This window comes from Flavobacterium ammonificans, assembly GCF_020886115.1.
GTDB classification, from domain to species: domain Bacteria; phylum Bacteroidota; class Bacteroidia; order Flavobacteriales; family Flavobacteriaceae; genus Flavobacterium; species Flavobacterium ammonificans.
Genome location: NZ_AP025185.1, coordinates 276,972 through 290,650, shown reverse-complemented (window position 1 = coordinate 290,650; position 13,679 = coordinate 276,972). Strand labels below are relative to the sequence as shown.

Genomic DNA, 13,679 nt, shown 5'->3' with positions numbered 1-13,679 from the left:
AATAAAAACAGATGACAAGTTTGTTGGTAATTATAGTTTTAGTTTTATTGGCTGTTGCAATTTGGCAGTTAACCAAGATATTTGATTTAACTCAGGTAGGTAATTCAAATTCGAATGACTCACAAATAGCAACTGATAATGATAATAATGTTCAAGGATATTTAATGTTTGGCTTTTTAGCTTTCATTTATATTTTTACTATTTATGGTTTATTAAAGTGGGGAGACTTACCTCTTCATACTCCAGCTTCAGAACATGGAACAGATGTTGATAGATTGATGAATATTACTTGGGTTTTAATATTTATTGTTCAAGCTGTTACTCAAGTTTTATTGCATTATTTTGCTTTTAAATACAGAGGTAAAAAAGATCAAAAAGCGTTATTCTTTGCTGATAATAATAAGTTGGAAGCAATTTGGAGTTCTATTCCTGCAATTGTTTTAGCTGGTCTTATATTATATGGATTGTATGCTTGGAACAATATTATGTTTGTTGATGAAGATGAGGATGTTATTGTTATAGAGTTGTATGCTAAACAGTTTGGTTGGACTGCGCGTTATGCCGGTGCTGATAACGTTTTAGGTAAAGCAAACGTAAGATTAATTGACGGAGTTAATGATGTAGGAGTTGATTTAGCTGATCCTAACGCACAAGATGATTTTGTTGCATCAGAGTTACATATTCCTAAAGGAAAGAAAGTATTGTTTAAAATACGTTCTCAAGACGTTTTACACTCTGCCTATATGCCGCATTTTAGAGCACAAATGAATTGTGTTCCTGGGATGGTTACTCAATTTGCTTTTACTCCTACTTATACTACTTTAGAGTATAGAGAATTACCTTTTATGGTTGAGAAAGTAGCGCGTATTAATAAAATTAGAACTCAAAAAAGTGCTGAATTAGTTGCAGCAGGTAACACTGCTTTAGACCCTTACACTTTTGACTATTTATTGTTGTGTAATAAAATTTGTGGAGCTTCACATTACAATATGCAGATGAAGATTGTTGTTGATACTCCTGAAGACTATAATAAATGGTTTAAAGAACAAGTATCATTAGTTCAGAAAGTTAAGGAGTCAAACGAGCCTGCTTCGGCTGCAGAGGGAACTGTTATTGATTCTACAGCAGTTTCTTTGGATACTGTTTCTAAGGTTGTAATGAAATAATTAATTTAAGAATATATAAAGTATATAATTATGTCAGTAGAAGGACACGGTCACGAACACGATCATCATCATAAAGAAACGTTCATTACTAAGTATATATTTAGTATTGACCATAAAATGATTGCTAAGCAGTACCTTATCACAGGTATCATCATGGGTATCATTGGTATTGGAATGTCTTTACTTTTCAGAATGCAATTAGCATGGCCAGAAGAGTCATTTAAAATTTTCAATGTTTTATTGGGTGACAAGTTTGCTCCTGATGGAGTAATGCGAAATGATATTTATTTAGCACTAGTTACTATTCATGGAACTATCATGGTATTCTTTGTACTTACAGCAGGTCTTAGTGGTACTTTCAGTAACTTATTAATTCCACTTCAAATCGGTGCACGAGATATGGCCTCTGGATTTATGAATATGATATCTTACTGGTTGTTCTTTTTGTCTAGTGTTATTATGATTTGTTCTTTATTTGTTGAAGCAGGTCCTGCTTCAGCTGGTTGGACAATTTACCCTCCATTAAGTGCATTGCCTCAAGCTATTCCTGGTTCAGGAACTGGTATGACACTTTGGTTAGTTTCTATGGCTATATTTATTGCATCTTCGTTAATGGGATCATTAAATTACGTTGTTACTGTAATTAATCTAAGAACTAAAGGAATGACAATGACTAGATTGCCTTTAACTATTTGGGCTTTCTTTGTAACTGCAATTATTGGTATTGTTTCTTTTCCAGTTTTATTGTCAGCTGCTTTGTTGTTGATTTTTGATAGAAGTTTTGGAACTTCATTTTTCTTATCTGATATTTATATTGCTGGAGAAGTTTTACATTATCAAGGAGGATCTCCTGTATTATTTGAACACTTATTCTGGTTCTTAGGACACCCTGAGGTGTATATTGTATTATTACCAGCATTAGGAATTACTTCTGAAATTATTGCAACAAATTCTCGTAAACCAATTTTTGGTTATAGAGCGATGATTATGTCTATTCTTGCAATTGCATTTTTATCTACAATTGTATGGGGTCACCATATGTTTATTTCAGGAATGAACCCATTTTTAGGGTCGGTATTTACATTTACTACTTTATTAATTGCAATACCTTCTGCTGTAAAAGCATTTAATTACATCACTACTTTGTGGAAAGGTAATTTACAATTGAACCCTGCTATGTTATTTTCTATTGGTTTGGTTTCTACTTTTATCACAGGTGGTTTGACTGGAATTATTCTTGGAGATAGCACATTAGATATTAATGTACATGATACTTATTTTGTTGTAGCTCACTTTCACTTAGTTATGGGTATCTCTGCTTTGTATGGTTTGTTTGCTGGTGTGTATCACTGGTTTCCAAAAATGTACGGTAGAATGATGGATAAAAATTTAGGGTACATTCACTTTTGGGTTACAGCTGTCTGTGCTTATGGAGTTTTCTTTCCAATGCACTTTATTGGATTAGCTGGTTTACCAAGACGTTATTATACCAATACTAACTTCCCTTTATTTGATGATTTGCAAAATGTAAATGTTTTGATTACGACTTTTGCATTAATTGGTGGAGCATTTCAGTTAGTGTTTTTATACAACTTTTTTGCTAGTATTTTTTACGGTAAAAAAGCCGAACAGAATCCTTGGAGATCTAACACTTTAGAGTGGACAACCCCTGTTGAACATATGCACGGTAACTGGCCAGGAGAAATTCCGGAAGTTCATAGATGGCCTTATGATTACAGCAATCCTGCTCATGACGAAGACTTTGTTCCGCAAACTGTTCCGATGAAACCAGGTGAAGTCGTTTTGAATCACTAGAATTATAAAAAAAGCCTCTATTGTAGAGGCTTTTTTATTTCAACTTATTACTTACTATAAATTTCTAAGTAATCTTTCTCTATCTTTGTGTTATGAACGAAAATTTAGATCCAACTACAAACGGATATAATCCAGAAGAACTTGATCTTGAAAAAAGATTAAGGCCGCTTTCATTTGATGATTTTGCTGGTCAGGATCAAATTCTTGAAAATCTAAAGGTATTTGTAGAAGCTGCAAATCAAAGAAATGAGGCTTTAGATCATACCTTATTTCATGGGCCTCCTGGTTTAGGTAAAACTACATTGGCCAATATTTTGGCTAATGAATTGCAAGTAGGTATCAAAATAACATCTGGACCAGTATTGGATAAACCAGGCGATTTAGCTGGCTTGCTAACCAATCTTGAAGAACGTGATGTCTTGTTTATTGATGAAATTCATCGTTTAAGTCCAATTGTTGAAGAGTATTTGTATTCTGCAATGGAAGACTTTAAGATCGATATTATGATTGAGTCGGGACCAAATGCTAGAACAGTTCAAATCAATTTAAATCCGTTTACATTAATTGGAGCGACTACCCGTTCTGGATTATTGACTGCGCCTATGCGCGCCCGTTTTGGAATTTCCTCTCGTTTACAATATTATACAACGGAACTTTTAACTACCATTATTGAACGTAGTGCTAGTATTTTAAAAATGCCTATTGATCTTGAAGCTGCAATTGAAATTGCAGGCAGAAGTAGAGGCACACCTCGTATCGCTAATGCATTGCTTCGTAGAGTACGTGATTTTGCGCAAATTAAAGGCAATGGAACAATTGACATAGAAATTGCCAGATATGCTTTAAAAGCACTTAATGTCGACGCGCATGGCTTGGATGAAATGGACAATAAAATTCTAAATACTATTATCGATAAATTCAAAGGAGGTCCAGTTGGTTTAACAACTTTGGCTACCGCTGTTTCAGAAAGTAGTGAAACAATTGAAGAAGTGTATGAGCCGTTTTTAATTCAAGAAGGTTTTATAATGCGAACTCCTCGCGGTCGTGAAGTAACCGATAAAGCATATCAACATTTAGGCAAATTGAAAATGAATATCCAAGGAGGTTTGTTTTAATTCTATTACTATTTCAAATAAATCAAAATATTCACAATTTATTAAATCTGAGGCCTTACGCCTGGGCTTTTTGTCCTGTGGTATATCCAAAGCTGATTTTTTGGAAGATGAAGCTCCCCGACTCGAAAATTGGCTTAAAAATAACCGTCATGGACAAATGTCTTATATGGAGAACCATTTTGACAAGCGTTTAGATCCTAGATTATTAGTAGACGGTGCCAAAAGTGTCATTTCGCTTTTACTCAATTACTATCCTTCTGAATTACAAAGAGAAGATTCGTATAAGATTTCTAAATATGCTTACGGGCAAGACTATCATTTTGTAATCAAAGAGAAGCTAAAAGAATTGCTAGATGCAATCCAAGACCAAATAGGTGAAGTTTCAGGTCGTGCTTTTGTAGATTCAGCACCTGTTTTAGATAAGGCGTGGGCTGCTAAAAGTGGCTTAGGATGGATTGGTAAAAACAGTAATCTCATTACTCAAAAAGTAGGCTCTTTTTACTTTATTGCAGAATTAATTGTTGATCTAGATTTAGATTACGACAATCCAACAACCGATCATTGTGGGACTTGTACTGCCTGTATTGATGCCTGCCCGACTCAGGCAATTATAGCACCTTATCAGGTTGATGGAAGCAAATGTATTTCGTATTATACCATTGAGTTAAAAGAAAATCTTCCTGAAGCAGCTAAAGGGAAATTGGACGATTGGGCATTTGGTTGTGATGTATGTCAAGACGTTTGTCCCTGGAATCGTTTTTCCAGAGCGCACAATGAACCATTATTCAATCCCAACCCAGACATATTATCTTTTTCAAAAAAAGATTGGGAGGAAATTACAGAAGAAGTTTTTTTGAAAGTCTTTAAAAATTCGCCAATTAAGCGTACTAAATTCGAAGGGATTAAGCGTAATATCAATTTCTTAAAAAATTGATTTAGCATTCACTTGATGTTCTTACCACAATATTGGTTTCAAGTTCAATTGTTTTTGGAACGAATTTCTCTTCCTCTTTTCTACAGGTCATTTCTTCTAAAAGTAGATTAAAAGCAGTGATGCCCATTTCATAACTAGGTTGTTCTATAGTGCTCAAATTGGGTTTAATTACTTGAGACATAAACCAATTACTAAATCCTATAATCTTTAGTTCCTCAGGGATTTTTATTCCTTTGGAGTTACAATAGTCGATGGCGCCAACGGCAACTAAATCAGTTATAGCAAAAAGGCCGTCAACATCTGGATGGTCTTCCAAGAGTTGTTTTGCAAATTCTTTACCTTCTTCAAAGGAAACTTTTTCACAAGTATAGACTAATTTTGAATCAAAAGGAATGTTGTTTCTTTCTAAAGCTTTTTTATAACCTAAGTAGCGATCTATTGAATTCTGTGGATTTAGAGGTCCGCGAATATGAGCAATTTTTTTACAACCACTATCTATCAAATGCTGCGTAGCGTCAAAACCTGCCTTTTGATCATCGATTATTACTTTTGAACATTTAGCTAGTTTGGCGATTTTATCAAACATCACAAGAGGAATTTTTCTATCTATTATCTCTTGGATGTGAGAATCATTGTTTGATTCATTGGATAACGAAATTAAAATCCCATCTACCCTTTTATTGATTAGTAACTCGACTTGTTTTTTTTCTAATTCAAGACTTTCGTTAGATTGTAAAATAATAACTAAATAACCATTCTTTTCTGCCTCTTCAATTATTGATTTAATAATGTTTGAAAAAAAATAATGGGATACTTCGGGTATGATTAAGCCTATTGTTTTAGACTCTTTAGTTCTTAAATTAACTGCAAAACTATTCGGCGTATAATTGAGATTCAACGCCAACTCCTTAACCGCTTTTTTAGTTGTTTCACTTACATCAGAATAATCTTTAAGCGCCTTTGAAACGGTCGTTATGGAAATTCCTAGAGTGGATGCAATTTCTTTTAAAGTGATGTTTTTCATTTTTCTTGATTTTGAATCACAACAAAGTAAGGATGCAATACTGCCAAAAATCGTTTAAAATTCATTGGCTATACTTTGGGTTCGATTGCCAAGGTATATATTTTTTTGAAATAAAATGTTCATTTTTAATACTAATTACAAATACTATTAATTATGTGAAATTTTACTGGTTTTAGTGAATAAAAATTAAAAAAAGCGACTTCAAATTGAATTGAAAATCGCTTTCTTCGAATGATTTTTTTTCTAAAAAGAATAAATAAGCATTGTTTAATTCTATAGTAAATAGTTTGGGCAATTTTAGTTATTGCATAAACGCCTTAATACTCTCTTTTGAAATTTTTGGATTTGCCCCTTCTTCTTGAGCTACTAATGCTCCTAAAGCACAGGCGAAATTAATGGCCTCTTGTGGTGCAATTCCTGCCAATAATTTGGACAACAATCCAGCCAAAAAAGAGTCGCCTGCACCCACAGTATCAGCCACCGTTATTTTGTAGCCGCTATTGTAAAATAGTTGATCGTTATAAAATAATACCGCCCCGTGACTTCCTTTAGTGACACAAATATGTTGGGTGTTTGTTTTCTCAGCAATAAACTGCATGTTTTGTTCCAATGAATGATATGGAGAACCTAAATTGGCGCTAATTTCATACAATTCATCATCATTAAATTTGATAAAATCAGCTTTGTTCATTAAGTCTGAAAGCAATTCTTTGGTATAAAAAGGCGCTCTTAAATTCACATCAAATATTTTGTATTTAGCAACGTTTAATAAGCTTAATAAACTTTGATAAGAAGCGGTGTCTCGACAAACTAAACTACCAAAAACGACTGCATCTGCAAAGGAAACAATATCGTGTGCTTCAGGGGTAGCTTCGATTTTGTCCCAAGCTACAGGATAATTGATAGTGTAAGAAGCGGATCCTTTTTCGTCAAGTTTTACAGTAACTTCCCCAGTTGAAAAGTGGCTATCGGTTTGAATATAAGTTGTACTTACATCATTTGCTTCGATAAAATCTAAAAGCTCCTTTCCTTTTGCATCCTGACCAATTCGACTAATTATTTGTGTTTCGATTCCTAGTGAAGCCAATCGTAAACCAACATTTAGAGGAGCTCCGCCAATTTTTGTATGAGTTGGGAATACATCAAATAAAACCTCGCCAAAGCAAACTATTTTAGTAGCCATTGTTATTTTGTATTAGATAAACTTTCAGACAATTCTTCCAATGTTCTTCCTTTAGTTTCAGGCATTTTAAAGAATACCCAAAGCAGTTGAAATACCATCATCAAGGAAAAGATAGCAAATACTGTTGTAGTTCCAATTTCTTTGAATAAAAATGGAATGAATGATGGGATTAAAGCGGCCAATACCCAGTGAACAGAGGTTCCAAATGATGTTCCGGCAGCTCTTAATTTATTAGGGAATAATTCTGAAATGAAAACCCAAATTACAGCTCCTTGACCAATGGCATGTGAAGCAATAAACAAGAAAAAGAAAATTGGGATTGCCATTCCCTTCCATTCAAAATAAAATGCTGTAGTTACAAGTCCCAAGGAAATAATATAACCAAAAGAACCTAAATACATCAGCGTTTTTCTTCCGTATTTGTCAATTAAAGAAATTCCAATCATTGTAAAAATTAAATTGATTATTCCAATTCCAATACTACTTAAAAAAGAAGCTGATTTTTCTAATCCAGCCAATTCAAAAATTCTCGGGGCATAATATAAAAAGGCGTTAATTCCTGAAAGTTGATTAAAAAATGCAATGAAAAAAGCCAATAGCAAAGGTTTTCTATATTTACTCATAAAAATGGATTCGTTTTTGGTTTCTTGAGCGGTTTCCTCTTCCATAGCGGCAATTTCTTCTTTCACTTGCTCGTCCGAATTGATTTGTTGTAAGATAGAAATAGCTTGCGCTCTATCTTTTTTATATTCAAAAATCCAACGCGGACTTTCTGGAATTCCAAATACCAATAGGGTGTAAACGAATGCTGGGAAAGCTTGAATTCCTAACATCCATCTCCAAGAATTTTCGCCAATATCTTGTAAGTAAAAATTAGATGTAAAGGCAATCAAAATTCCAAAAACAATATTGAATTGGTACAAAGCTACTAATTTCCCTCTGTCTTTAGCAGGAGCAATTTCAGACACATAAGTAGGAGCAGCTATAGTAGAAACACCAATTCCAATTCCTCCAAGGAAACGAAAAACAGCAAAAAACACGGCGTCTGTTGCAAAAGCTGTTCCAATTGCAGAAAGGAAGAATAAAAATCCAATAATAATTAAGGTCTTTTTTCGCCCTAAAATATTGGTTGGATAAGAACCAAATAAAGCGCCAATAACAGTTCCCCATAGTGCAGAGGACATAACGACTAACCCATGGTATAAATCGGAAGACCCCCAAAGTTGTTGTAATTGTTTATCGGCACCTGAAATTACAACGGTATCAAAACCGAATAAGAATCCTGCCAAGGCTACCACAATGGACCAGTAAAGAATTTTTTTGTTGTTCATTTTATTTTTTTTTGGTTGAGTTAATTTTGAATTGAAAAAATGCAATTTACCAAACTCCTTTTAGAGAGTCGATAGTTATATTTTTAATTTCTTGCTTGTCGTTAGACTCAATAGTAAGTTTGTTATAAGGTTGATTGGGGAAAATTTGTTCTGTTAGCGAATACACTCCTCCGTTTAAGAAAATTTCAATAGACGACCAATCCAAAATAATTTGAAAATCGATCGTTGCAGTGGTTAAATTTTCAGTGGGAGCGGTATGAATCTTTTCGCCAAAACTTTTTTCAAAATCCACTTTTCCTGACTGACGTCGATCAACAGAAAACAATTTGTTTTTTGCATCATATTCTAAAACCAGAGAGTCGTTTGCATCATTTGAAAAAATGATTTTAAGGTTTTTATTTTCTGCCGTTAAATGAATTTGAGATTGGTTTAAATTGTTGTAATTAAAAGTAGTTGCGTTTTCTTTGGATACAACTATTTTTTTGGCAGAATAATCAGTAGTCTTTATTGTGTTGATTTGTGCAACGGGTTTGCTTTGCAATACATAATCTCCATTTATTTTTGAAAGAGAAAGAGTTCTTGGCAAAGTCATAGCACTTCTCCAATTGCTGGTTGGTGTGTTTCGGGCATAATTCCAATTACTCATCCATCCAACAAACAGTCTCTCTCCGTTGGGAGCATCATTATAGGTAACTCCGGCATAATTGTCAGTACCATAATCCACCCATTTCGTTTCTTTTTGATTGGTAGTAAATTTTTTTCCATCAAAATCCCCTACAAAATATTGTGTGGCTGAGCCTCCATTAGGACCACCAGGATTGATACTAATTAAGAGTGCCCATTTTTCTTCTTTTGTACCGTTGATTTTAAGAGGAAATACATCTGGACATTCCCAAACACCTCCATGAGCACCTTTATCTTGTCCAAATTCACTTTCCAATTTCCATTGTAATAAATTGGAAGAAGTGTAAAATTGTGCGCGATCTCCAGCAACCAGGACCAAATTCCACTGTTTCGTTGCTGCATTCCAAAATACTTTTGGGTCTCTGAAATCCTTTAAAGCAGTATTATTGATGATAGGATTTGCTTCATATTTTTTCCAGGTTTTTCCTTCGTCTAAACTGTAAGCCAGTCCTTGAGTTTGAGTATTTATTTTACCTGCTTTTTCAAACTCCATATTATGATAGGTAAATACTGCAATCATCGCTGGATTTTCCTTAGTGCCAAGACCAGAGGTGTTTTCAATATCCATTACAGCACTCCCTGAGAAAATATAACCTAATTCATCTGGGTACAAAGCGATTTGTTGATGCTTCCAATGAATTAAATCAGAGCTAGTTGCATGTCCCCAATGCATAGGACCCCAAACAATGTCTTCGGGATAGTATTGATAAAATAAGTGGTAAACACCTTTATAGTATACCATTCCGTTAGGGTCATTCATCCATTTCTTTTCTGGAGAAAAATGAAACTGTGGGCGGTAAGGCTCTTTGTGCCATAGAGAGGAATCAGTAGCTATTGTATTCGAGCTTGAGATTTCTATGGTTCTATTTTTCTGGGCTGAAATGCAGTTTGTTAGTAGAGATAAAACAATCAAGCAATTCAATGTTAGTTTTTTCATGTTTAAAATTTAAAGTGTTTAAAAATAATATTCTTTTACATACAATTGACAAAACGAAATGAGTATCGTTTCATTACACAGTCGAAAACGTTGTCGAAATTGTCATTTGGATTCATTTTAGAAATGGATTGATTAGAACAAAAAATCAATACCTAATAATTTTCGTTTTTTTTACTTTAAGCACCTTTTTTTGCATTTTTGAAGAATTCGCAATAATCGCAACTATTTTATTGAATTGATAAAGAAAATTCATTGATTTGTCAATACATCTAAATAAATCTTATTAAATGTGTTTTTTTAGTCGTTTTTTTTTGCAATAAGTGTATTTTTAAAACTCTTTTTTTGCGATATCAATTTTTAATCGAAAACGTTTTCGATACAGCGAAATCGATATAGTTGCATTTTTCTTAATTTTTTCCCAAAAAATATAGTATGTTTGACTCCATAATTTAAAACAAACCATTTATTAACCAACTTATTTATTACGTATGAAAAATAGTCTACTTAAAGGCTTGATGGTTTTTCTAACCATGCTATGTACAAGTTTGACATACTCGCAAGATGTGTCAGGTACTGTTTCCGATGCTAGCGGACCTCTTCCAGGGGCTTCTGTATTAGTTAAAGGAACTACAAAAGGAGCACAAACTGATTTTGATGGAAAATTTACTATCAAAAATGTTGGCTCAAACGCAGTTTTAGTTTTTAGTTACATTGGTCTTAAAACTCAAGAAGTAAATGTAGCAGGAAGAAGTAATGTAAATGTTACTTTAAAAGAAGATTCAGCAGAATTGAAAGAAGTAGTCGTAATTGGTTACGGTTCTGTGAAGAAAAAAGATGCAACTGGTGCAGTTGATCAATTGAGTTCAAAAAGCTTTGACAATGTTGGAGCGCCTAACCCTGCTGACTTATTAAGAGGTAAGGTTGCTGGTGTTCAAGTAACACAGTCAAGTGGTGAGCCAGGAGCTGCTGCTAGCATCAGAATTCGTGGTAATTCATCTATCCGTTCTGGAAATGGACCACTTATCGTTGTTGATGGTGTGCCTTTGGATGGTGGTGATGTTTCTCCAGGAAATGATACTGGTTTAGGAACTCAATCAGCTAGAAACCCATTGAACTTTATCAACCAAAATGATATCGAAAGTTTGACTATCTTAAAAGATGCGTCTTCTACAGCTATCTATGGTTCTCGTGGAGCAAATGGTGTTGTAGTTATTACTACTAAAAAATCAAAATCGAAAGAGCCACAATTGACTTACTCTAATTCATTTACTTTCAGCTCATTGGCAAGTAATTTAGAGTTAATGTCTGCGGATGAATTCGTAGCTAATGGTGGAAAAGATAACGGGTCAAGAAGTTACAACTGGGAAGATGCGATCATGAGAAATGCATTTTCTTCTAACCATGATGTATCTTTCACTAAATCAACTGAAAACTCATCTACACGTGTTTCTATTGGTGCTTCTAACACAGAAGGGATCGTTAACAAAACTGGTTTAGACAAATACACTTTTGCTTTAAACAACTCAAACGATTTCTTTGGTGGTGCTTTAAAAGTAGATACTAAAGTAAATTATTCTAATTTGAGAGACCAGGCTGCTTTGATTTCAAATGATGCAGGTTTCATTGGTAACTTAATCGGTGCTGCAATGTACTGGAACCCAACTGATAAATTGAATAATGCAGATGGTTCATATAATATGTCACCTAATGGTGGAACTGGAATTAACAACTCTTTCTTAAATCCAGCCTTGTTATCTGATGCTTATACTGATTATACAAACACTAACAAATTGTTAGCTAGTATTAAATCTACTTTGAAAATCAACGATAACTTGAACTACCAATTCTTATTTGGTGTTGAGACTTCTAATTCTACAAGAAAATCTCAATTATCTCCAGGGATTCAAATTCAAAACGTTGCACAAGCGACTGCTCCAGGATCTTCTGTAGTTAAATTTGGTCAAGCTGGTGTAACTCAAATCGAAAGATTGAACAGAACATTTGAGCATACTTTGAATTATAGCAAAACATTCAACGATAACTTTATCTTTGATGCATTAGCAGGTTATTCTTACTATGACTATACTGTTAACGGTAGTAACTTCTCAGCGAGAGGTTTTGATCCAAAACAAACTAACTTAATCGATAACATCGAAGGAGGTTTACAAAATGAATTCCGTGCGTCTTCATTCAGAAATAGAAATGAATTACAGTCTTTCTTTGGTAGAGCAAATGCAACTTTATACAAGAAATTCTTAATTACTGCATCTTTACGTGCTGACGGTTCTACTAAGTTAGGAGCGAACAACAAATACGGTTCTTTCCCTGCAGTAGGTTTAGGATACAAAGTATTTGAAGATAAAGCAGGTTTAGTAAACAGTATTAAATTAAGAGCTAACTACGGTATCACAGGTAACCAAGAGTTTGCGGTGAATTCTGCTGTAGCTCGTGCTTCTTATGGAAACAATGGATCATTAAATGTTGATACCAATGCTAACGAAGATTTGAAGTGGGAAACTACTACATCTTCTGGTCTTGGAGTAGATTTTGCTTTATTGAATAACAGATTAACTGGTTCTGTTGATTATTTCATGAGAGATACTGAAAATTTAATTTTCCCAGTACCTGCTGCTGCTTCTCAGCCAGGTCCACCATCTCCACGTTTTGTGAATTTGCCAGGGAACTTAATTAACAATGGTGTTGAGGTGAGTGCTAATTACAAATTGATTGATACACAAGATTTAACTTGGGATATCTCTGCTAATGCTTCTTTCTTATCTAATAAAATGGAAAACTTTGCTGGATTTATCCAAGCTGGTGCTTTGAATGGTCAAGGTTTAACTGGAGCTTTTGCTCAAGTTGTAACTAATAATGAGCCAATTTACAGCTACTATATGTATGAGTTTAGAGGATATGATGCTGCAGGAGCTTCAATCTATGCAGATGCAGCTGGTGCAGATGCTACTTTAGGTTTAGCGGCTAAAAAATTAGTTGGAAAACAAGGTTTGCCAAAAATGAACTTAGGTTTCTCTACTAATGTAGCTTACAAAAACTTTGATGCAGCGGTTTCTTTCTACGGAGCTTTTGGTCACTATTTGTATAACAATACGGCTAATGCTTACTTTTTTAAAGGAGCTTTCAATGGTGGAAGAAACGTACCTGCTAGTGTAGCTACTTCTCCACAAGATGCTGGAGATCCAAACTCACCTTCTACTAAGTACTTAGAAAAAGGAGATTTCTTAAGAATGGGTAACTTGACTTTTGGATATACTTTTACAGGTGCTGCTTTAGAAAAAATGAAAATCAAATCAGCACGTTTCTTTGTAAACGGTCAAAACTTGTTGTTGTTCACTAACTATTCTGGATTTGATCCTGAGGTGAACACTGATAAATCATTAAATGGAGTTCCTTCTGCAGGTATTGACTACTTGTCTTACCCACGTTCAAAAGCATTTGCTTTAGGTCTTAATGTAACATTTTAATACTATTT

The 13,679-nt window shown here is 34.1% G+C and carries 9 protein-coding genes; 5 read left to right on the top strand and 4 right to left on the bottom strand.

The genetic code is table 11. The features are described from left to right. Nucleotides 1–11 precede the first annotated feature (11 nt). The 4 genes from LPC20_RS01270 (at nt 12) to queG (ending at nt 5,030) form a co-directional block, all read left to right on the top strand. A complete protein-coding gene (locus LPC20_RS01270; protein ID WP_229325716.1) occupies nt 12–1,166 on the top strand; it encodes a cytochrome c oxidase subunit II in 1,155 nt (384 codons plus the stop codon). 30 nt (nt 1,167–1,196) lie between these two features. Then, complete coding sequence (locus LPC20_RS01265; protein WP_229325714.1) at nt 1,197–2,981, top strand: cytochrome c oxidase subunit I; 1,785 nt, start codon at nt 1,197–1,199, stop codon at nt 2,979–2,981. Between the two features lie 92 nt (nt 2,982–3,073). Further along, the gene (ruvB, locus tag LPC20_RS01260; RefSeq protein ID WP_229325711.1) at nt 3,074–4,096 is read left to right on the top strand and encodes a Holliday junction branch migration DNA helicase RuvB; all 1,023 of its coding nucleotides are present in this window, start codon (nt 3,074–3,076) and stop codon (nt 4,094–4,096) included. A 10-nt stretch (nt 4,097–4,106) separates the two neighbouring features. After that, complete coding sequence (gene queG, locus LPC20_RS01255; RefSeq protein ID WP_420827836.1) at nt 4,107–5,030, top strand: tRNA epoxyqueuosine(34) reductase QueG; 924 nt, start codon at nt 4,107–4,109, stop codon at nt 5,028–5,030. A gap of 1 nt (nt 5,031) precedes the next feature. Here the strand turns inward: queG and LPC20_RS01250 are convergent, their stop codons facing one another. From LPC20_RS01250 to LPC20_RS01235, 4 genes are all read right to left on the bottom strand, one after another. Then, on the bottom strand, nt 5,032–6,054 hold the full coding sequence (locus LPC20_RS01250; protein ID WP_229325710.1) for a LacI family DNA-binding transcriptional regulator: 1,023 nt from the start codon (nt 6,052–6,054) through the stop codon (nt 5,032–5,034). Nucleotides 6,055–6,355: 301 nt separating this feature from the next. Then, complete coding sequence (locus tag LPC20_RS01245) at nt 6,356–7,237, bottom strand: carbohydrate kinase family protein (protein ID WP_229325708.1); 882 nt, start codon at nt 7,235–7,237, stop codon at nt 6,356–6,358. 2 nt (nt 7,238–7,239) lie between these two features. Further along, nucleotides 7,240–8,568, bottom strand: a complete 1,329-nt coding sequence (locus tag LPC20_RS01240) for a sugar porter family MFS transporter (RefSeq protein WP_229325706.1) — start codon at nt 8,566–8,568, stop codon at nt 7,240–7,242. Between the two features lie 46 nt (nt 8,569–8,614). After that, a complete protein-coding gene (locus LPC20_RS01235; protein ID WP_229325704.1) occupies nt 8,615–10,189 on the bottom strand; it encodes a glycoside hydrolase family 32 protein in 1,575 nt (524 codons plus the stop codon). A 488-nt stretch (nt 10,190–10,677) separates the two neighbouring features. Between LPC20_RS01235 and LPC20_RS01230 the strand changes: the two genes are divergently transcribed. Then, nucleotides 10,678–13,671: a SusC/RagA family TonB-linked outer membrane protein gene (locus LPC20_RS01230; protein WP_229325702.1), complete on the top strand. Its 2,994-nt coding sequence runs from the start codon at nt 10,678–10,680 to the stop codon at nt 13,669–13,671. Nucleotides 13,672–13,679 lie beyond the last annotated feature (8 nt).

Bases quoted from the DNA above. Each gene is read 5' to 3' on its own strand.
- LPC20_RS01270 (WP_229325716.1), top strand. From the start codon at position 12: ATGACAAGTTTGTTGGTAATTATAGTTTTAGTTTTATTGGCTGTTGCA.
- LPC20_RS01265 (WP_229325714.1), top strand. From the start codon at position 1,197: ATGTCAGTAGAAGGACACGGTCACGAACACGATCATCATCATAAAGAA.
- ruvB (WP_229325711.1), top strand. From the start codon at position 3,074: ATGAACGAAAATTTAGATCCAACTACAAACGGATATAATCCAGAAGAA.
- LPC20_RS01250 (WP_229325710.1), bottom strand. From the start codon at position 6,054: ATGAAAAACATCACTTTAAAAGAAATTGCATCCACTCTAGGAATTTCC.
- LPC20_RS01245 (WP_229325708.1), bottom strand. From the start codon at position 7,237: ATGGCTACTAAAATAGTTTGCTTTGGCGAGGTTTTATTTGATGTATTC.
- LPC20_RS01240 (WP_229325706.1), bottom strand. From the start codon at position 8,568: ATGAACAACAAAAAAATTCTTTACTGGTCCATTGTGGTAGCCTTGGCA.
- LPC20_RS01235 (WP_229325704.1), bottom strand. From the start codon at position 10,189: ATGAAAAAACTAACATTGAATTGCTTGATTGTTTTATCTCTACTAACA.
- LPC20_RS01230 (WP_229325702.1), top strand. From the start codon at position 10,678: ATGAAAAATAGTCTACTTAAAGGCTTGATGGTTTTTCTAACCATGCTA.